The 18,117-nt window shown below is 73.3% G+C and carries 15 protein-coding genes and 2 pseudogenes; 10 read left to right on the top strand and 7 right to left on the bottom strand.

The features are described from left to right. Positions 1-125: 125 nt before the first annotated feature. From OG896_RS36180 to OG896_RS36155, 6 genes are all read left to right on the top strand, one after another. A complete protein-coding gene (locus tag OG896_RS36180) occupies positions 126-2,165 on the top strand; it encodes a bifunctional aldolase/short-chain dehydrogenase (protein WP_329372199.1) in 2,040 nt (679 codons plus the stop codon). 242 nt (positions 2,166-2,407) lie between these two features. Continuing rightward, on the top strand, positions 2,408-3,817 hold the full coding sequence (locus tag OG896_RS36175) for a rhamnulokinase (RefSeq protein ID WP_329374491.1): 1,410 nt from the start codon (positions 2,408-2,410) through the stop codon (positions 3,815-3,817). A 58-nt stretch (positions 3,818-3,875) separates the two neighbouring features. Next, positions 3,876-4,655 carry a (Fe-S)-binding protein gene (locus OG896_RS36170; protein ID WP_329372198.1) on the top strand — a complete coding sequence of 260 codons (780 nt, stop codon included), beginning with the start codon at positions 3,876-3,878 and terminating at the stop codon, positions 4,653-4,655. Then, positions 4,652-6,115, top strand: coding sequence for a LutB/LldF family L-lactate oxidation iron-sulfur protein (locus OG896_RS36165; protein ID WP_329372197.1), 1,464 nt, complete (start codon positions 4,652-4,654; stop codon positions 6,113-6,115). Before OG896_RS36170 ends, OG896_RS36165 begins: the two co-directional genes overlap by 4 nt. Beyond that, a complete protein-coding gene (locus tag OG896_RS36160) occupies positions 6,112-6,876 on the top strand; it encodes a LutC/YkgG family protein (RefSeq protein ID WP_329372195.1) in 765 nt (254 codons plus the stop codon). The genes OG896_RS36165 and OG896_RS36160 overlap by 4 nt, the downstream gene beginning before the upstream one ends. Before the next feature lie 39 nt (positions 6,877-6,915). Then, positions 6,916-7,464 (top strand): GNAT family N-acetyltransferase, encoded by a 549-nt coding sequence (locus tag OG896_RS36155; protein ID WP_329372193.1) that lies wholly within the window; start codon positions 6,916-6,918, stop codon positions 7,462-7,464. Between the two features lie 7 nt (positions 7,465-7,471). Here OG896_RS36155 and OG896_RS36150 read toward each other — a convergent pair whose 3' ends face one another. The 4 genes and pseudogenes from OG896_RS36150 to OG896_RS36130 form a co-directional block, all read right to left on the bottom strand. Beyond that, positions 7,472-7,753 carry a hypothetical protein gene (locus OG896_RS36150; RefSeq protein ID WP_329372191.1) on the bottom strand — a complete coding sequence of 94 codons (282 nt, stop codon included), beginning with the start codon at positions 7,751-7,753 and terminating at the stop codon, positions 7,472-7,474. A 40-nt stretch (positions 7,754-7,793) separates the two neighbouring features. Beyond that, positions 7,794-8,813 (bottom strand): LacI family DNA-binding transcriptional regulator, encoded by a 1,020-nt coding sequence (locus OG896_RS36145; RefSeq protein ID WP_328460872.1) that lies wholly within the window; start codon positions 8,811-8,813, stop codon positions 7,794-7,796. Between the two features lie 463 nt (positions 8,814-9,276). Next, positions 9,277-11,178, bottom strand: a complete 1,902-nt coding sequence (locus OG896_RS36140) for a tetratricopeptide repeat protein (protein ID WP_329372188.1) — start codon at positions 11,176-11,178, stop codon at positions 9,277-9,279. Between the two features lie 274 nt (positions 11,179-11,452). Beyond that, positions 11,453-12,480: pseudogene (locus OG896_RS36130) on the bottom strand (class I SAM-dependent methyltransferase). A gap of 48 nt (positions 12,481-12,528) precedes the next feature. Here OG896_RS36130 and OG896_RS36125 point away from each other — a divergent pair. Then, positions 12,529-13,107, top strand: coding sequence for a helix-turn-helix domain-containing protein (locus tag OG896_RS36125; protein ID WP_329372183.1), 579 nt, complete (start codon positions 12,529-12,531; stop codon positions 13,105-13,107). Between the two features lie 30 nt (positions 13,108-13,137). Here the strand turns inward: OG896_RS36125 and OG896_RS36120 are convergent, their stop codons facing one another. Beyond that, positions 13,138-13,332 (bottom strand): hypothetical protein, encoded by a 195-nt coding sequence (locus OG896_RS36120; protein WP_329372181.1) that lies wholly within the window; start codon positions 13,330-13,332, stop codon positions 13,138-13,140. Then, entirely contained in the window at positions 13,329-13,811 is a 483-nt protein-coding gene (locus tag OG896_RS36115; protein WP_329372179.1) for a histidine phosphatase family protein, read from the bottom strand. Before OG896_RS36115 ends, OG896_RS36120 begins: the two co-directional genes overlap by 4 nt. A 195-nt stretch (positions 13,812-14,006) precedes the next feature. Here OG896_RS36115 and OG896_RS36110 point away from each other — a divergent pair, with 195 nt between their 5' ends. Next, complete coding sequence (locus tag OG896_RS36110; protein WP_329372177.1) at positions 14,007-14,594, top strand: PadR family transcriptional regulator; 588 nt, start codon at positions 14,007-14,009, stop codon at positions 14,592-14,594. Further along, complete coding sequence (locus OG896_RS36105) at positions 14,587-16,233, top strand: FAD-dependent monooxygenase (RefSeq protein ID WP_329372175.1); 1,647 nt, start codon at positions 14,587-14,589, stop codon at positions 16,231-16,233. Before OG896_RS36110 ends, OG896_RS36105 begins: the two co-directional genes overlap by 8 nt. A 282-nt stretch (positions 16,234-16,515) precedes the next feature. On the opposite strand, the pseudogene OG896_RS36100 reads toward OG896_RS36105, so the two are convergent. Beyond that, positions 16,516-17,118 (bottom strand): annotated as a pseudogene (locus OG896_RS36100) (8-oxoguanine DNA glycosylase OGG fold protein); the annotation flags it as partial. Positions 17,119-17,424: 306 nt separating this feature from the next. Here OG896_RS36100 and OG896_RS36095 point away from each other — a divergent pair. Next, complete coding sequence (locus OG896_RS36095; RefSeq protein ID WP_329372173.1) at positions 17,425-18,090, top strand: helix-turn-helix domain-containing protein; 666 nt, start codon at positions 17,425-17,427, stop codon at positions 18,088-18,090. The last annotated feature ends 27 nt before the right edge of the window (positions 18,091-18,117 follow it).

Below are 18,117 nucleotides of genomic sequence, written 5' to 3'. Positions count from 1 at the left end.
GAATCGGAACCGTACGCCCGCCCGTCCCGTCATCGACTCCACCCGACCCACTCGACCTCACCCGAGCACCGGAACCCGACCCGGCAGACCCGGACCCGACCCGGACCCGAAGGAAGACGACCGTCATGACCCTCTCCCCCGAGGCAGCGGCGCTGCTCGCCCGCTCCAACCGGCTGGGCGCCGACCCTCGCAACACCAACTACGCGGGCGGCAACACCTCCGCCAAGGGCACCGCCCCCGACCCGGTGACCGGCGCCGACACCGAGCTGATGTGGGTGAAGGGCTCCGGCGGCGACCTCGGCACGCTGCGCGAGCCGGGCCTTGCGGTGCTGCGCCTGGACCGGCTGCGCGCGCTCACCGAGGTCTACCCGGGCGTGGAGCGCGAGGACGAGATGGTCGCCGCGTTCGACTACTGCCTGCACGGCAAGGGCGGCGCGGCCCCCTCGATCGACACCGCGATGCACGGCCTGGTGGACGCCGCCCACGTCGACCACCTGCACCCCGACTCCGGTATCGCGCTGGCCTGCGCGGCCGACGGCGAGGCGCTCACCAAGGAGTGCTTCGGCGACACCGTGGTGTGGGTGCCGTGGCGCCGCCCCGGCTTCCAACTCGGCCTGGACATCGCCGCGGTGAAGCAGGCCAACCCCAAGGCGATCGGCTGCGTGCTCGGCGGCCACGGCATCACCGCGTGGGGCGCGACCAGCGAGGAGTGCGAGCGCAACTCGCTGCACATCATCCGCACCGCCGAGACCTTCCTCGAACAGCGCGGCAAGGCCGAGCCGTTCGGCCCGGCACTGGACGGCTTCGCACCGCTGCCGGCCGGCGAGCGGCGGGCCCGGGCGGCCGAACTGGCGCCGCTGCTGCGCGGTCTGGCCTCCGCCGACCGCCCGCAGGTCGGCCACTTCACCGACAGCCCCGAGGTGCTGGACTTCCTCTCCCGCGCCGAGCACCCCCGGCTGGCCGCGCTCGGCACGTCCTGCCCCGACCACTTCCTGCGCACCAAGGTCCGCCCGCTGGTGCTGGACCTGCCGCCGACCGCGCCCCTGGAAGGGGCCAAGGCGCGGCTGCGGGAGCTGCACGCGGAGTACCGCACGCAGTACGCCGCCTACTACGAGCGGCACGCCGCGCCCGACTCCCCCGCGATGCGCGGCGCGGACCCGGCGATCGTGCTGGTGCCGGGCGTCGGCATGTTCAGCTACGGCAAGGACAAGCAGACCGCGCGCGTGGCGGGCGAGTTCTACGTCAACGCGATCAACGTCATGCGCGGCGCCGAGGCGGTCTCGACGTACCGGCCGATCGAGGAGTCGGAGAAGTTCCGCATCGAGTACTGGGAGTTGGAGGAGGCCAAGCTGCGGCGGATGCCGGCGCCCAAGCCGCTGGCCACCCGGATCGCACTGGTCACCGGGGCCGGTTCCGGCATCGGCAAGGCCATCGCGCACCGGCTGGTGGCCGAAGGGGCCTGCGTGGTCGTCGCCGATCTCGACGCGGCCAACGCGGCGGCCGTCGCGGAGGAGTTGGGCGGTCCGGACAAGGCCGTCGCGGTGACCGTGGACGTGACCTCCGAGGAGCAGATCACGTCCTCCTTCGAGCAGGCGCTGCTCGCCTTCGGCGGGGTGGACCTGGTGGTCAACAACGCGGGCATCTCGATCTCCAAGCCGCTGCTGGAGACCACCGCGAAGGACTGGGACCTCCAGCACGGCATCATGGCCCGCGGCTCGTTCCTGGTCTCCCGCGAGGCCGCGCGCGTGATGACCGAGCAGGGCATGGGCGGCGACATCGTCTACATCGCCTCGAAGAACGCGGTCTTCGCCGGCCCCAACAACATCGCGTACTCCGCGACGAAGGCCGACCAGGCCCACCAAGTGCGCCTGCTCGCAGCCGAGTTGGGCGGCCACGGAATCCGCGTCAACGGCATCAACCCCGACGGGGTGGTCCGCGGCTCCGGCATCTTCGCCGGCGGCTGGGGCGCCCAGCGCGCGGCGGTCTACGGTGTCGAGGAGTCCAAGCTCGGCGAGTTCTACGCCCAACGCACCCTGCTCAAGCGGGAGGTGCTGCCCGAGCACGTGGCGAACGCGGTGTTCGCGCTGACCGGCGGCGACCTCACGCACACCACGGGCCTGCACATCCCCGTGGACGCGGGGGTCGCGGCGGCGTTCCTGCGCTGAACGCCGCGGGGGCCTTCCTGCGCCGAGCGGGCGGCGCCCCCGCCGCACCGAGCCCCACCAGCCCCACGGGAGCCGCACCGATTCCCGCCGGCTCCCGCCGACCCGCACCGCCCCCCACCGACGATCCGCGCCAAGCCGCACCGCGCCCCGCACCCGAGGTAACCACCGTGCCCCGCAGTCCCTCCTCCACCTCCCCGTCCGCGTTCGCCGCCGCCGATCTCGGCGCCACCAGCGGCCGTGTCATGGTCGGCCGGGTCGGCCCGGCGCACCTCGACCTGAGCGAGGCGCACCGCTTCCCGAACCGCCCGGTCCTGGCCGGCGGCAGCCTGCACTGGGACGTACTGGGCCTGTACCAGGGGGTGTTGGACGGGCTGCGGGAGGCGGCGCGGTCCGGCGGCGTGACGTCGGTGGGGGTCGACTCGTGGGCGGTGGACTACGGGCTGCTGGACGCCGACGGCCGGCTGCTCGGCAACCCCCACCACTACCGCGACAGCAGGACGCAGGACGCGGCGCCGCGGGTGTGGGACGCGGTGTCGGCGAAGGAGCTGTACCGGGTGACCGGACTGCAGCACCTGCCGTTCAACACGGTCTTCCAGCTCGCCGCCGCCCGCGGCAGCGCCCAACTCGCCGCCGCCCGGACGCTGTTGCTCATCCCGGACCTGTTGGTGCACTGGCTGACCGGCACCGTCGGCGCGGAGCTGACCAACGCGTCCACCACCGCCCTGCTGGACGCGGCGACCGGCGACTGGTCGGGCGACCTGCTCGGGCGGCTCGGCCTCGACCCGGAGCTCTTCCCGCCGCTTCGCCAACCGGGCGAGGTCGCGGGCGAGTTGCTGCCGGCGGTGACGCGGGAGACAGGCCTGGCCGAGGGCACCCCGGTGGTGACCGTCGCCTCCCACGACACCGCGTCCGCGGTGGCCGCGATCCCGGCCGACCGGCCCGGTTTCGGCTATGTCTCCTGCGGCACCTGGTCGCTGGCCGGACTCGAACTGGACCAGCCGGTCATCACGGAGGCGTCCCGGGCCGCCAACTTCACCAACGAGCGCGGCATCGACGGCACGTTCCGGTTCCTGCGCAACATCATGGGGCTGTGGCTGCTGTCGGAGACGCTGCGCACCTGGGCGGCCGAGGGGCTGCCGACCGATCTCGCACCGCTGCTGGCCCGGGCCGCGGACGCGCCACCGTTCGCCGCGCTGGTCGACCCGGACGCGCCGGAGTTCCTGGCGCCCGGCGACATGCCGGCCCGGATCGCCGCGTACTGCGAACGCACCGGGCAGCGCGCCCCCGCCGACCAGGCCGCCATGGTGCGCTGCATCCTGGAGAGCCTGGCGCTGGCGCACCGGGCAGCGCTGCGCACCGCGGCCGAACTGTCCGGGCGTGACCTCGACGTGGTGCACCTGGTCGGCGGCGGCAGCCGCAACGACCTGCTGTGCCAACTCACCGCGGACGCCATCGGGTTGCCGGTCGTCGCCGGTCCGACCGAGGCGACCGCGCTCGGCAACGTCCTGGTGCAGGCCCGCGCGCACGGCCTCGTCGCCGACCGCACCGCCATGCGCCGGCTGGTGGCCGACACCCAGCACCTGCGGCAGTTCCGGCCCAGCGGCGACCCGAACGCCTGGGCCGCCGCTGGCGCCCGGATCGGCCTCGGCTGAGCCTCCCGCCGGGGCGCGCCGGGCCCCCGGACCGCACCGCCCACCCCTAAGGAGCCGCATGCGGGTCGCACTCTTCCTCACCTGCGTCAACGACGCGCTGTATCCGGGCACCGGTTGGGCCACCGTCAGGCTGCTGGAGCGGTTGGGCGTGGAGGTGGACTTCCCCGCCGCCCAGACCTGTTGCGGGCAGCCCCAGTTCAACACCGGCTACCGGCACGAGACCGAACCCCTGGTCCGCCGGATGGCCCGCGCCTTCGACGGCTACGACTATGTGGTCACCCCGTCGGGCTCGTGCGCGGCGATGGTCCGCGACAACTACCCGCGGATCGGCGCCAAAGCGCTCGCCGAGGGGCGCGGCTCCGAACTCGCCGACGCCGCCGCGTCCTTGCAGAACCGCACCCTGGAGTTGACCGAGTTCCTGGTGGACGTGCTCGAAGTGACCGACGTGGGCGCCTACTTCCCCCACACCGTCACCTACCACCCCTCCTGCCACGGCCTGCGCATGCTCGGCCTCGGCGAACGCCCCCGCAAACTCCTCCAAGCCGTCAAAGGCCTGGAACTCAGGGAGCTGGACGGCGCCGAGGAATGCTGCGGCTTCGGCGGCACCTTCGCCGTCAAAAACCCCGACGTCTCCGTCGCCATGGGCCAGGACAAAGTCCGCCACGCCCTCGACACCGGCGCCCGCGTCCTGTGCGGCGCCGACAACTCCTGCCTCCTCCACCTCGACGGTATCCTCCGCCGCGACCACGCCCCCCTCCACACCCTCCACCTCGCCGAAATCCTCGCCTCCACCGAACAACACCCCTACCGGCGAGCCGACACAGGAGTCGTCCGATGAGCGGCACCTACCTGGGACTCCCCTCCTTCCCCGAAGCCGCACACGCCTCGACGAAGGACACCCAACTCCGCGCCAACCTCACCCACGCCACCCACACCATCCGCACCAAACGCGCCACCGCCATCAACGAACTCCCCGACTGGCCCCAACTACGCACCGCCGGCGCCGCCATCAAAGACCACACCCTCCACCACCTCGACCACTACCTCCAACAACTCGAAACCGCCGTCACCAACGCCGGCGGCACCGTCCACTGGGCCACCGACGCCGACGAAGCCAACCGCATCACCACCCACATCATCCAAACCACCGGCGAAACCGAAGTCGTCAAAGTCAAATCCATGGCCACCCAGGAAACCGGCCTCAACGAAGCCCTCCACACCGCCGGCATCCACGCCTACGAAACCGACCTCGCCGAACTCATCGTCCAACTCGCCCACGACAAGCCCTCCCACATCCTCGTCCCCGCCATCCACAAAAACCGCACCGAAATCCGCGACATCTTCCACCACGAAATGACCCACTGGGGCCGCCCCGCCCCCGACCACCTCACCGACAACCCCACCGACCTCGCCGAAGCCGCCCGCCTCCACCTCCGCGAAAAATTCCTCCGCACCAAAATCGCCATCTCCGGCGCCAACTTCATGATCGCCGAAACCGGCACCCTCGTCGTCGTCGAATCCGAAGGCAACGGCCGCATGTGCCTCACCCTCCCCGACACCCTCATCTCCATCGTCGGCATCGAAAAAACCATCCCCACCTTCCAAGACCTCGAAGTCTTCCTCCAAACACTCCCCCGCTCCTCCACCGCCGAACGCATGAACCCCTACACCACCATGTGGACCGGCACCACCACCCACGACGGCCCCAAAAACTTCCACCTCATCCTCCTCGACAACGGCCGCACCGACACCCTCGCCGACACCACCGGCCGCCAAGCCCTCCGCTGCATCCGCTGCTCCGCCTGCCTCAACGTCTGCCCCGTCTACGAACGCGCCGGCGGCCACGCCTACGGCTCCCCCTACCCCGGCCCCATCGGCGCCATCCTCACCCCCCAACTCCGCGGCACCACCACCCCCCTCGACGCCTCCCTCCCCTACGCCTCCACCCTCTGCGGCGCCTGCTACGACGTCTGCCCCGTCGCCATCGACATCCCCGAAATCCTCGTCCACCTCCGCGAACGCGTCGCCGAGCAGGGCGAGGGGCACCGCGCCGAGCGGGCCGCGATGCGGGCGGCGACCTGGCTGCTGGACCATCCGGCCGCCCTGTCGGCCGTCGAACGCGCCGCGTCCGCCACGCGCGGGCTGCACCCCGCCCGGCTGCCGCTGCCCGGCCCCGCGAAGGCCTGGAGCGACGCCCGCGACCTGCCCGAAGTGGCCGCGGAGCCGTTCCGCGCCGGCTGGAAGAAGGCCCGGGGTGCCGGCAGCGCCCCGCGGAAGGACAAGGACACCCCCCGATGACGCACCCGGCACACCCGGCAGGCCCGGCACACCCCGCCGACCCCGCGGGCTCCTCGGACCCCGCCACCCCTTCCAGCCGGGACCGCATCCTCGCGCGGGTCCGAGCCGCCCTCGCCGACCGCCCCGGCTCCACCGCCGAGGGCGCCGGGGGCGCCGCGCCCGCCGACCCGCCCATCCCCCGCGACTACGCCCGCGCGCACGTCCCCGACGACCCCGCGGCCCTCGTCGACCTGCTCGCCACCCACCTCGCCGACTACCGCGCCCACGTCCACCGCTGCACCGCCGCCGACCTGCCCCGTACGATCGCGGAACTGCTCACCGCACACGGCAGCCGCAGCGCCGTGGTGCCACCCGGACTGCCCGACGGATGGCTGCGGGCCGCCGCGGACGTCACGACGACGATCGGCGGCGACGACATCACCGCCCTCGAACTCGACCGCATCGACAGCGTCGTCACCGGCTGCGCACTCGCCATCGCCGAGACCGGCACCGTCGTCCTGGACGCGAGCCCCGACCAGGGCCGGCGCGTGCTGACGCTGGTGCCGGACCACCACGTGTGCGTCGTACGGGTACCGGAACAGGTGGTCGCCTCGGTGCCGCAGGCGCTGCCCAGGCTCGACCCGGTCCGCCCGCTGACCTGGATCTCCGGCCCCTCGGCCACCAGCGACATCGAACTCGACCGCGTGGAAGGCGTACACGGCCCGCGTACGCTCGACGTCGTCCTGGTCGCCCCGGACGACGCGGAGCAGCCGGGGGCCTGAGCGCGCCGCCTCCGGGGCGGCGGAAGGGAGTGCCGCACGATGGGCCGTTCCACGCCGGTCGAGCCGCCGCGTACGCCGCTGACCGACGGCACCGTGACCGTACGGCTCAGGCGGGAGTCGGACATGGACGCCATCGCGGCGGCTAGCCACGACGCCGAGACGCGCCGCTGGCTGGACGACGGCCCGATGGACGCGGAAGCGCGGCGCACCGGCGTGGCGCGGGTCGAGGCGGCCTGGCGCAGCGGGCGGGCGGCTCCGTCGGTGATCGCGGACGCGGTCACGGACGAGCCGGTCGGCATCGTGAACCTCCAGTTCCGCGCCGACGATGTGGCCTCGGTCGCCTACAGCGTCTTCCCGGCCCACCGCGGCCGCGGCATCGCGCCGCGCGCCGTCCGCCTCGTGACCGCCTGGGCCTTCCGCGACCTCGCCCTCACCCGGCTCCTGCTGGAGGCCGATGAGGCGAACGTCGCGTCGGTGCGGGTCGCCGAGAAGTGCGGCTTCCGCCGCGTGGGCACCCGCACGTCCCCCGCGCCCGACGGCACCACCCCGCACCCCACCGCCCTCTTCACCCGCACCACCCCGAACTGACCCGGCGTCAGCAGGGCACGTCCACGCCGTACGTCCTCAACTCCTCGACGGCGGCGCGCAGGCAGCGATCCACCGTGTCACCGTCGGCGCGCATGCCGTGCGGGAGCGGGCCGCCGCTCGCGAAGAACGTCCACGCCGGCCGGCCGTCCCGCAGCCGCTCGGCGTCGAGGCGCAGTCCGGCGCCCACGCCCTGCTCGCCGAGCCACTCCAGGATCAGGAGGGCCACGTCCTCGATCCCGCGCTCCGGGTCCGACTTCACCCAGCGGCCTTGGCGCGACGGCACCGTCACGCGCTCCCCCGCGCCGGGGCCCACCCGTTGCCGGCTCCGGTCACCGCACCGGCAGGCTGGAGCCGCGGACGACCAACTCGGGGAGCAGGACGGCACGTTGGTGCTGGTGCTGGGCGGCGCGGGGTCCGGTCTCCTCCAGCAGGAGTTCCGCGGCCATCCGGCCCATCTCGGCGGCCGGCTGCCGTACGGAGGTGAGGGGGACGACCGCGGCCGCGGCGAACTCGATGTCGTCGTAGCCGACGATCGCCAGGTCGCGCGGGACGGCGATACCGGCGGCGTAGACGACCTGGAGGACGCCGAGGGCGAGCAGGTCGTTGGCGCAGAACACCGCGGTGGGGCGCTGGGCGAGGCCGAGCAGCCGGGAGGCGGCGTCGCGGCCGGCGGCGACGTCGAGCCGCTGCGCGGGGATCTCCAGCAGCGCCTCGGGGCCGAGCCCGGCCTCGGCGAGGGCCTGGAGCATGCCGACCCGGCGGTCCTTGACCTGCTGCAGGTGCGGCGGCCCGCTGATGTAGGCGATGGTGCGGTGCCCGGCGGAGACCAGGTGGCGGCCGGCCAGCGCGCCCCCGATCGTGTCGTCGACCGACACCGAGCACCCCTCGGCCTCGCCGGTGCCCCGGTCCACCAGGACGAACGGCACGTTCTGCTGCCGGAGCAGGTCCAGGCTGGCGCCGGTCGGGTCGGCCGGGGTGAGCAGCACTCCGCGCACCCGCTGCTCCGCGAAGAGGGACACGTACGTCGCCTCCTCGGAGGCGCTCTGGCCGCTGTTGCAGAGCATCACGCCCAGCCCCGCCTCGCGGGCCGCGGACTCCGCGCCGCGCGCGACGTCCACGAAGAACGGGTTGCCCATGTCGAGGACGAGCAGCGCCATGATCCGGCTCTGGCCGGCCCGCAACTGGCGGGCCGACTCGCTGCGGACGTAGCCGAGTTGCTTGATGACGCTCTGCACGCGGTCCCTGGTCTCCTCGGAGACCAGGTCGGGACGGTTGATCACGTTGGACACCGTGCCCACCGACACGCCGGCCTGCCGCGCCACGTCCTTGATCCCGACCATTCGCACCATGTTCTCCTCAAAGGGGCTCTCCGCACCGCCGGACCGCAATGTACTGAACGGGTCGGAGGTTTCCCCATTGAAACAGTTCACTCGGCCCCGCCGCACCAGAGGGCGGCCCCACCCGGGCCCCGGCGCCGCCAGCCGGGCCGCGGCGGGCCCGGGAGGGTGCACGGCGTGGCTCCCGCGCGACGCGTCGACCGATTGAAACTATTCAACCCACGTCGCCGACCCTAGGGCCGGCCCCGGCGGACGTCAAGCCTCGCGCCGGACGTACGCCCCCATACCCGCCGCAACCGAGAGGGGTACGGACGAGGGGGCCCACCGTACTCCGATTAGATGCATTCAATACCGCCACCGGTCCCGCGCTCGCTCCGCCCCTGCTCCCGCCCCCGCACCCGCGCTCGCTCTGCCCCCCGCACCCGGCCCCGCACCCGCGCTCGTTCCGCCCCCCGCACCCGCCCTCGCTCCCGCACTACCCGCTCTTACGCCGCGGCCGCTTCCCGAGCAGCGCCCTTGCGGGCCTCGTCCACGGGGCCGCCCGGAGGTTCCGCCGCGCGCGGCGCGCCACCTCGGGATCGATGCCCGGGCAGATCAACACCAGTGCGGCGAGCGGGTCGTGGAGTCCGGTGGGCCGCTTGCCGAGCGCCGCGGCGGCCTCCTGGTAGCGCCGGGCGATGGCCTCGGCGATCTCCGCGCGCTGCTCGGGATCGCGCCAGGCGGCGACGCACAGGGCGAACGCCGCCGCGTCGACGGTCCAGTCGTCGGGCCCGAAGAGCAGGCGCAGCAGCAGGGTGCGGCGGGTGGAGCCGGCCCACGGCTCCTCCGCTCGGTGGTGCAGGATGCCGACGCACACCCACACCTGGGCGAACCGCTCCCAGTACAGCGGGTGCTCACGCTGGAGCTCCCTCCAGTTCGGGTCCCGCGGCGGCGGCATGTGGGCGAGCAGGCCCAGCAGGTCGGCGCAGTCCAGCTCGGCGAAGGCCGCGGCGCGGTCGTACGCGATCAGCGGCTCGGCCCAGACTCCGCCGGCGACCTGGTGGACGAGGGCGACCGCCGCCGGAGAGGGCGGCGCCGCGGCCGCGACGGGCTCGGTGCCCCGGTAACTCCACAGCGGCGGGCCGAAGTCCGTGCGGACGGGGAGGCGCGGGTCCGGTTGCGGCCAGCGCGAGAGTGTCGTCGTGGGCGCGGGAAAGCGGGCACGGCAGAGGGCTGTCGGCGTCGGCGCTTCGAGGGCCGTCACCGTCGCCGTGACACTGGTCACCAGGCCGTGCGACTCCTCGATCCCGGTCAAGTACCCGTAGGCGCTGCACACGGCTTCGGTCGGCGGGGGGACGATCCGCAGCCACATGCCGTCTTCGCAGGCGCGCTCCACGCAGGTGCGGAGGTAGCCCACCTCCGGATGGGCCACGGCGAGATCGATCAGGGTCGTCAACTGCGCGGTGTCGCCGCCCCTTCGGGTCTTCCGGCCGGCTCGGTACCGGGCCGCGAGGACCGCCGCGCGGTACTTGGCGCCCGTAGGGTCGGCCGCCGAGGGTCCGGCCGCCACCGCGCGTTCGGCCCAGCGCAACGACTGCGCGACGTCACCCTGGTCGAGCGTGATGTCCGCGAGGTCGAGCAGGATGTCGGCGTTGCCGGGCGCGAGCGCGTCGGCCCGCTTCCACACCTCGATCGCACGCTCCGGCTGCCCGGCGCCGCGGTGGGCGGAGCCGAGCAGGATCAGGGTGAGTTGAGTCGCCCGGCCGTCGGCCTGTACCTCGCGTTCCTCGGCCCGCAGGCACCATGTGACCGCTTCCTGGTGCGCCCCGAGCCGTCTGGCCAGCGCGGAGAAGGCGCGCAGGCCGCCCGCGTCGCAGTCCGGCCGGGCCGCCGCCTCGCGGGCCAACGCCAGCCACGGGGCCAGCGCGGCCGCGACCTCGGGCGGCGCCGGGTCCTCGACAGCCCCCCAGACGGCGCTGACCGCGCCGCCGACCGCCGGAAGCGGCAGCGAGCCGCCGAGCTCCGCGCTGAACCAGGGCGCCGCGGCCCAGGGCCGCTCGGGGTGGACGGCGACCACGGAAGCGAGCAGCTCCACCGCTTCGGGCACCCGCCCCTCCTCGGCGATCAGCGCGATAGTCGCCGCCGCGTTGCCCGGGAAGACCGTGGTGCCGTCACCCTTGAACAGCTCCCGCGCCGCCTCGGACGATCCGGCGGCCACCACGATCTCGCCGAGCGCGGTGTACGCCGATGCGAGGCCCGGGTCGTGGAACAGCGCCCGGCCGAGATGGACCGCGGCGTGCGGGAGGTCCCCGGCGACCAGGAGCGCGCGGCACCGCCCTACGTCCGCCCCGGCCCGCGCCCGTCCGGAGCCGCCTCTCGCGCCCACACCCGTGTTCATCCCGCCCCCTGTTCGCCCCAGCGGGCCGAACCACCCGCCGGGCCGGAGCTTAGTGCCGTGGCCGGAAGGGTTTGCCTGGTTCGCGGTGTCCGGTGCGGTGATCCTCAAGGCGGAGGATCGTCCTCGTACCGGGCGTACTCGGACGACTTCGACAACGCGGCGAGGTGCCGTGCCGGGCGCCGCAAACCGGTGCACTTTTCCGGTCACGGCCCCAGCGATCAGCACCGACACGGGGGAGCGGGGGCGGAGGGCGGAGGGACGCGCGTGCGGCGGCTCAGTGGCGTTCCGCCAGCCAGACCGTGCGGGTGGTGCGGACGGTGAGGTCGCCGCGGCGCAGGAGCGCGTCGGGGCCGTCGCCGTCGAGGAGCGTGGCGAGGACGGCCAGGTCGTCGGCGTCGAGCGCGCTCCCGAGGTGGTCGCGGGTGCGGCCCAGCACGGCGTGGGCGTAACGGCCGGTGGCGGCGGGGAGCGGAGGGGCCAGGTCGATGGCGACGTGCCGTTCGGCGCGGAGGGTGAAGCCGGCCGCGGTCAGGCGGGCGCCCCAGTCGTCGCCCATGTGCGGCACGTCGTGGGCCCGGCGCTCGTCCATCGCCGTGCGGCAGCGCGCTTCCAGGCCGGGCCGGCCGAGGCCGATGTCGTCGGGGAGGAAGAGCGGGAAGCCAGCTCGACGGCCGCGAGCAGCCCGCCGGGGCGGAGCAGGGCCGCGGCCTCGGCGAGCGCGCGGTCGGGGTCGGCCATGTGGTGCAGGGACGCCGACGCCCACACCAGGTCGGCCGGGCCCGTGTCCGGCCACCTCTCGTCGAGGTCGGCCTCGATCGTACGGACCCGGTCGGCCACGCCGAGTTCGCGGGCCCGGTCCCGCAGCCGGCCGAGCATGTACGGCGAGCGGTCCAGCGCGGTGACCTCGGCGCCGTCGAACCGCCGCAGCAACGCGAAGGTGCCGGCGCCGGTGCCGCTGCCCACGTCGACGATGTGGCGCGTGGCCGGGGAGGCGGAGGCGCCTGGGGGCGCGGGGGATGCGGCGATGCCGGCGGGTTCGGCGAGTTCGGCGATCCAGGCGGTGAGGTCGGACAGGTACGCGGCGAGGACCTCGGCGTCGAGGTCGAGCATGTCGGCGAGGGCTGCTTCGTCGTCCGCGCCGTCCCCGCCGTCCCCGCTGCCCGATCCGCCCGCACCGCCGCCGCCGCCGGCATGGTGGCCGTGCGCGTGCGAGTCCGCGTGGCGGGGCTGGTCCGCGTGGCGGGGCTGGTCCGCGTGGCGGTGCTGGTCCGCGTGGCTTTCGGGGTGCTGGTGGTCTGCCATGCCGCCGACCCTACGTACGGATTGCGGGGACGACATATCCTCTTGCGTATGGCGCAAGACGGTCACGGGCTCGACATCCTCGTACGGCAGCGGATCAGGGGGCTGCGGACGTCCCTGGGCTGGTCGCTCGACGACCTCGCGGCGCGGTGCGAGCTGAGCCCGTCCAGCCTGAGCCGGATCGAGACCGGGCACCGGCGCATCACCCTGGAGCAACTCGACGCGATCGCGCGGGCGTTGGGGGCCAGCATCGACATGCTGGTGGAGTCCGCCGACGACGGCGACGTGGTGATCAGGCCGCAGCACAACGCCGATCGCGGCGTCACCACCTGGATGCTGAGCCGCGAGCCGGGCGCGAACGGCACCACCGTCGCGAAGATGCGGATCACCCGGCCGGTCCGGCGCGGCACCGACGCGCTGCGGGTCCACCCGGGCCGGGACTGGTTCACCGTGCTGTCCGGGACCCTGATGCTCCTGCTCGGCGAGCGCACGATCATCGTGGAGTCGGGCCAGGCCGCCGAGTTCTCCACGATGGTCCCGCACGCCTTCGGCGCGCACGGCGGCCCGGCCGAGATCATGGGCGTCTTCGACCACGACGGACGCCGCAGCCACTTCCGCCAGTTCGGCTGACCGCCCGCCCCGAAGGGCCGCCCACCCGCCTCACTCCAGATGCGCGACGGACGCGATCTCGACGACGGAGAAGGCGGGGGCGGCGCGGATGTCGGAATCGGCAGGGACGACGTCGATCGTGGTGTTCGCGCAGGAGGGCACGCCGGCGTCCGTCAGCGCGGCCGGCACCGCGTGGTCGCCGATCAGCGTACGCAGCAGGTCCACGGTGGCGCCGCCATGCGTCACGACGGCGATCGGGCCGGGCTCGGCGTCGGCGGACTCGAACGGCTCGCCCGCGCCGACAGTTCAGCCACCTCCGCCGGCTCGGCCGCCTCCGCCCGCTCGGCCGGTTCCGCCAGTTCCAGCAGGCACGCGCGCATCCGCGCCGCGGTGGCGCGGGAGGAGTCACCGCAGTCGGGCACGTGGTCCCGGTCCCGTACCGAGGCGGCCCAGTCCGCCAGGAAGGCGTCCAGCGGCTGAACCCCGTCCCAGTTCATCCGCTCGCGCAGGCGGGCGTCCTCCCGGACCTCCAGACCGGTGGCGGCGGCGAGGAAGGACGCGGTCTCGCGGGCGCGCCGCAGCGGGCTGCTGACGATCGCACGCAGCCCGACCTCCCGCAGCCGGCCGGCGGTCCGGGCCGCCTGCGCCCGTCCCCGCCCGGTCAACCCCGGGTCCCCGGGGCGGCGTTCCTTCTCCGCGTGCTGCACCAGATGGAAGACGGCCATCCCCGCAGGGTGGCGGAGCCGTACGGCGGCGGTCCACCGATATCCCGCGGGTTCCGGGGGCGGGGAGGCACTTCTCCAGCCGAACTCGGCGTATAGTCGGTTCCGACCAATCGGATACGACTAATGGACATCGACCGCGTCCGGGTCCGCGCTGAGCATCGGGCGGACCGCGTGACGACGACGGGGAGGGCACCGATGACGGCCAAACGACCGGCGAACCCGCTGGCCCTGGCGCTGCTCGGGCTGCTGCTGGAGCAGCCGATGCATCCGCACGCGATGGCGGTGGAACTGCGCGCGCGGCAGTTGGACCAGTACTTCAAACTGACCACCGGCTCGCTCTACGACACCGTGCGCGTGCTCGTCCGCGACGGCTGGATCGAGGCGGACGGCACCGAACAGGTCGGCGCCCGCCCGGCCCGCACGGTCTACCGCCACACTCCGCAGGGCCGCGGGCACTTCACCGAGTGGCTGGACGAGCTGATCCGCGAACCGGTCCAGGAGTTCCCCCGGTTCCTGTCCGCCGTCAGCTACCTCGGCGCCCTCGGCCCCGAACGCGCCGCCGACGCGCTGCGGGCCCGGGCCACCGCGCTCCGCGCCCAGGTCGAGACGCGCGAGGCCGCACACCGCGCCGCCCGCGAAGAACACGGTGCGCCACGCCTCTTCGTCATCGAGGCGGAGTACGCCCAGGCGATCGCCCGCGCCGAACTCGCCTGGGTCGAACGCGTCGCCGCCGAGATCGAGGACGGCACCCTGGAGTGGCCGGAGGTGGCACCGGATGCGTGAGGCCCCTCAGGCGCCGGCGGGCACGGAACCGGCCGCCACCGCCACCGCCACCAACACCGCCACCACCACCGCCACCATCAACACCGCGACCACCATCAACACCGCCACTACCGGACCGGTGTCGCGCACCGCGGTGCTCGTCGTGGGCGCCGGCCCGGCCGGGCTGACCGTGGCCTGCGAACTGGCCCTCGCCGGAGTGCCCGTGACCGTACTCGAACGGGACGCGGCGCCGCCGCCCTTCTGCCGGGGCTTCAACCTCAACGCCCGCAGCCTCGAACTGCTCGACCGGCGCGGCCTGGTGGACCGCTTCCTCGCCGAGGGGCCGACCGTCACCTCGACGGTGTTCGTCGGCGGCGCCCGGCTCGACCTCGGCGCGATGGACTGCCGGCACCCGTACGTCCTGGGCATACCGCAGACCCGCGTCGAGGAACTGCTCACCGCCCGGGCCACGGAACTCGGCGTACCGATCCTGCGCGGCCACCGCGTCACCGGCCTTCGGCAGGACGCCGGCGGCGTGACCGTCGAGACCACGGCCCCGGACGGCCCGGCGACCTGGCGGTGCCGCTTCCTCGCGGGGTGCGACGGCGGCCGCAGCGCCGTGCGCCGACTCGCGGACATCGCGTTCCCCGGCACACCGTCGCGCCGGTTCACGCTGCTGGGCGACGTCGTCCTCGCGGACGGTGCCGATCTGCCGTTCGGCGTGACCACCGGACCGGGCGGCGCCGTCTTCGCGATCCCGCGCCCCGGATACGTACGGCTGATCACCGCCGACCCCGAGCCGCCCGCCGACCGCGACGAACCGGTCACCCTCCCCCGTTTCCAGGCGGCGGTGGACCGCGCGCTCGGCCGGCCCGCCGCGATCGCCGAGGCCCGCTGGCTCACCCGGTTCGGCGACGCCGCCCGGCTGGCCGAACGCCTGCGGCACGGACGGGTGTTCCTCGCCGGGGACGCCGCGCACATCCATCCCCCGGCCGGCGCGATCGGCGTCAACGCCGCCATCGACGACGCGATGGCGCTCGGCTGGCGTCTCGCGCTCGCCGCCCGGGACCTGGCCGACGACGGCGTCCTCGACGCGTACCACGCCGAACGCCACGCCGCCGGCGCCCGGTTGATCCGCGACACCCGCGCGCAGGCCGTACTCGGCCGGGACGACGAGGAGTTGGCGCCCGTACGCGACCTGCTCGCCGAACTCGCCACCGCGCCGGCGACAGCCGGACCGCTCGCCGAGACGATCACCGCGGTGGGCACCCGCTATCCGGTACGGCACCCCTCGGGCCATGCCTGGGACGGCCGCGCCGTCCCCGACGTACCCGCGGCCCCGGCCGGGTTGTTCGACCTGCTCGCGCGCACCGGCCGCGGCGTGCTGCTGCTGGCCCCGGGCCCGCTCGCCGAACCGCTGCGCGCGACCGCCGCCGGCTGGTCCGACCGCGTCACCCCGGCCACCACCGCACCCGACGCGCTGCCCGGCGCCACCGCCGTCCTGGTCCGCCCCGACGGCCACGCCGCCTGGGTCGCCCCCGCGGACCAACTCCCCCCAGCAGCCCCCGAGTCACCGTGCGAGGCATTGAACGAGACCCTGCGCACCACGCTCACCGCAGAGTTCGGCCCACCCTCCGCCCGGGCCGACAAGGACACGTAACTCCCGCCCACCGGCCGAACTCACGGCCCCCGAAGCCGTGTCCACAGGTTCGAACCCGGCCGGGGCACCTCGCAGAGGGCGCCGACAGACCCCGCCACCAGCGAAGTTGCTGGGTGCGGGGTCCTTTCATGTGCGCGGCCGGATGCGGCTGGGGGCAGCCGTCTGACGGTGATCACGTTGTCATAGCGGTTGATCTTCGGCGCTGACGCGGCAGGTCACGAGCCCCGTCCTGCGACTTGCCAATCCTACGGAGCCACCGGTGCGGCCAGGCGACCGCAGCGGTCAGGCAGAGCACGTCGCCTCCGCTGGAACGTCTCCCTTCAGATCGAACATGAGCCATTCCAGCCAGGACGGCTCCACCTCCAAGACTTCGGCCCATGAGTGCATCGCACGCACGTAGGTCACGTAGCGGATGGGCCAGTTTTTGGTCCCTGCCGCCTTGTAGCTGACCCAACCAAGAGCGTTGAGGGTCCGGAGAACACGACTGTCCAGGATCAGTGCGCGCTCGCGTGAAGACCCGTCGTCCACAGCCGCGAACCACTTGGTGAAGAAGGGGCGTCCGATCCCCCGTATACGAAATTGCGTGTACGCGGATGCGAGATCACCCGACCGCACCAGAGCGGCCGTGCGGGACAGAACACCGGTGAGACGCGGATCGGACAATGCCACTTCGGTGTAGCGCGGACCGCGCCCGTTGGTGGCGCCCGAACCCCAGATCATGACAGCGACGAACAACCGCCGTAGACCAACAGGATCGTCGCCGGCCTCATCACAAAGGCGAGCCAGATCCTGCCGGCTGATCAACCTTTCCTTGGACGTGGAACCCGCCGTACCCTGCCCGAGCACATCACTCACTCCGTGCGGCTCCAACCACGGGAGCCAAGTGCCGGGGCGGAATCAAACCCCTTCCTGCTGCCTGTGACGGTTCTCCTCAACAAGGGGGCGTAGCCGCTGAGTCGCACCGTTTCCTGAATCCATGGGCGCCAGCATGCCGGGGAGTACGGGCGGATGTGCTGGAATCCTGCCATTCGACCGATACACGCACGGCGAGCTCGCGAACGGGGCGACGCATGACGAGATCCCAGGATTCCTCCGGGACTCTCAGAAGGCGGTTCACCACCCGATCACTTCAGGCTTTAGACACGTACGGGGTGGGGCAACTACATGACATCCTGGCGGGGAGGGCGCACGATGGCGGGCGCTCCGGAGCAGATCGGCTTACGCCTCAAGGCGGCTCGCCAGCAGCGGGGTTGGAGTCAGCCTCGGTTGGTCAGCGAGTTGCGCTGCCGCGCCCAGGTGAGCGGGCAGGCCCTACCGGCCGACGCGAGCGTCAAGCGGGGGTTGGCGAGTTGGGAGAACGGGCACAGCGTGCCGGACGAGTTCTACGGTCTGCTGCTCGCGGGTGCCCTGGACCTCGGTGCGGCTGAGCTGGGCTTGTCTCCGAGCGGAGTACGGGACGGCTCGCTCGTCGAAGTGCGCTATCCCGCCATCCCCGAAGCGGCAATTTCTGGTGTCGACCAACTCTGGCGCGCCGATCTCCACGGATACGAGCCCCTTCTCCACGCCGCGCTCTCCGAACCGGCATGGAGCGACGCTTCGTTGCGCTGCTTGGTCACCCCCGAACCGGCACCGCTGACCGCCGACACCCGCAATGGGACACGCGTCGGGCTCACCGACGTAGCTGTGATCAAGTACACCGGCGACACCTTCGCAATGCTGGACGACCAGTTCGGCCGCGAGCACGCCCGGCACGCGATGGTGCAGTACCTCAGCGCATGGATGTCCTACGACGCGGGCCAACACGGCCTCGCACAGCGTTACTTCCTCCAGTCACTTCGCTTTGCCCAGGACAGCTGAGACCGCCGCCTAGGACTTGTCCGGCCG

This window comes from Streptomyces sp. NBC_00669, assembly GCF_036226785.1.
GTDB lineage: Bacteria > Actinomycetota > Actinomycetes > Streptomycetales > Streptomycetaceae > Actinacidiphila.
The sequence above is the reverse complement of the archived record's forward strand: the minus strand, read 5'-3'. Positions and strand labels throughout refer to the sequence as shown.

Bases quoted from the DNA above. Each gene is read 5' to 3' on its own strand.
- OG896_RS36160 (WP_329372195.1), top strand. From the start codon at position 6,112: ATGACGCACCCGGCACACCCGGCAGGCCCGGCACACCCCGCCGACCCC.
- OG896_RS36140 (WP_329372188.1), bottom strand. From the start codon at position 11,178: ATGAACACGGGTGTGGGCGCGAGAGGCGGCTCCGGACGGGCGCGGGCC.
- OG896_RS36115 (WP_329372179.1), bottom strand. From the start codon at position 13,811: ATGGCCGTCTTCCATCTGGTGCAGCACGCGGAGAAGGAACGCCGCCCC.
- OG896_RS36165 (WP_329372197.1), top strand. From the start codon at position 4,652: ATGAGCGGCACCTACCTGGGACTCCCCTCCTTCCCCGAAGCCGCACAC.
- OG896_RS36145 (WP_328460872.1), bottom strand. From the start codon at position 8,813: ATGGTGCGAATGGTCGGGATCAAGGACGTGGCGCGGCAGGCCGGCGTG.
- OG896_RS36095 (WP_329372173.1), top strand. From the start codon at position 17,425: ATGGCGGGCGCTCCGGAGCAGATCGGCTTACGCCTCAAGGCGGCTCGC.
- OG896_RS36125 (WP_329372183.1), top strand. From the start codon at position 12,529: ATGGCGCAAGACGGTCACGGGCTCGACATCCTCGTACGGCAGCGGATC.
- OG896_RS36110 (WP_329372177.1), top strand. From the start codon at position 14,007: ATGACGGCCAAACGACCGGCGAACCCGCTGGCCCTGGCGCTGCTCGGG.
- OG896_RS36175 (WP_329374491.1), top strand. From the start codon at position 2,408: ATGGTCGGCCGGGTCGGCCCGGCGCACCTCGACCTGAGCGAGGCGCAC.
- OG896_RS36170 (WP_329372198.1), top strand. From the start codon at position 3,876: ATGCGGGTCGCACTCTTCCTCACCTGCGTCAACGACGCGCTGTATCCG.
- OG896_RS36105 (WP_329372175.1), top strand. From the start codon at position 14,587: ATGCGTGAGGCCCCTCAGGCGCCGGCGGGCACGGAACCGGCCGCCACC.
- OG896_RS36155 (WP_329372193.1), top strand. From the start codon at position 6,916: ATGGGCCGTTCCACGCCGGTCGAGCCGCCGCGTACGCCGCTGACCGAC.
- OG896_RS36180 (WP_329372199.1), top strand. From the start codon at position 126: ATGACCCTCTCCCCCGAGGCAGCGGCGCTGCTCGCCCGCTCCAACCGG.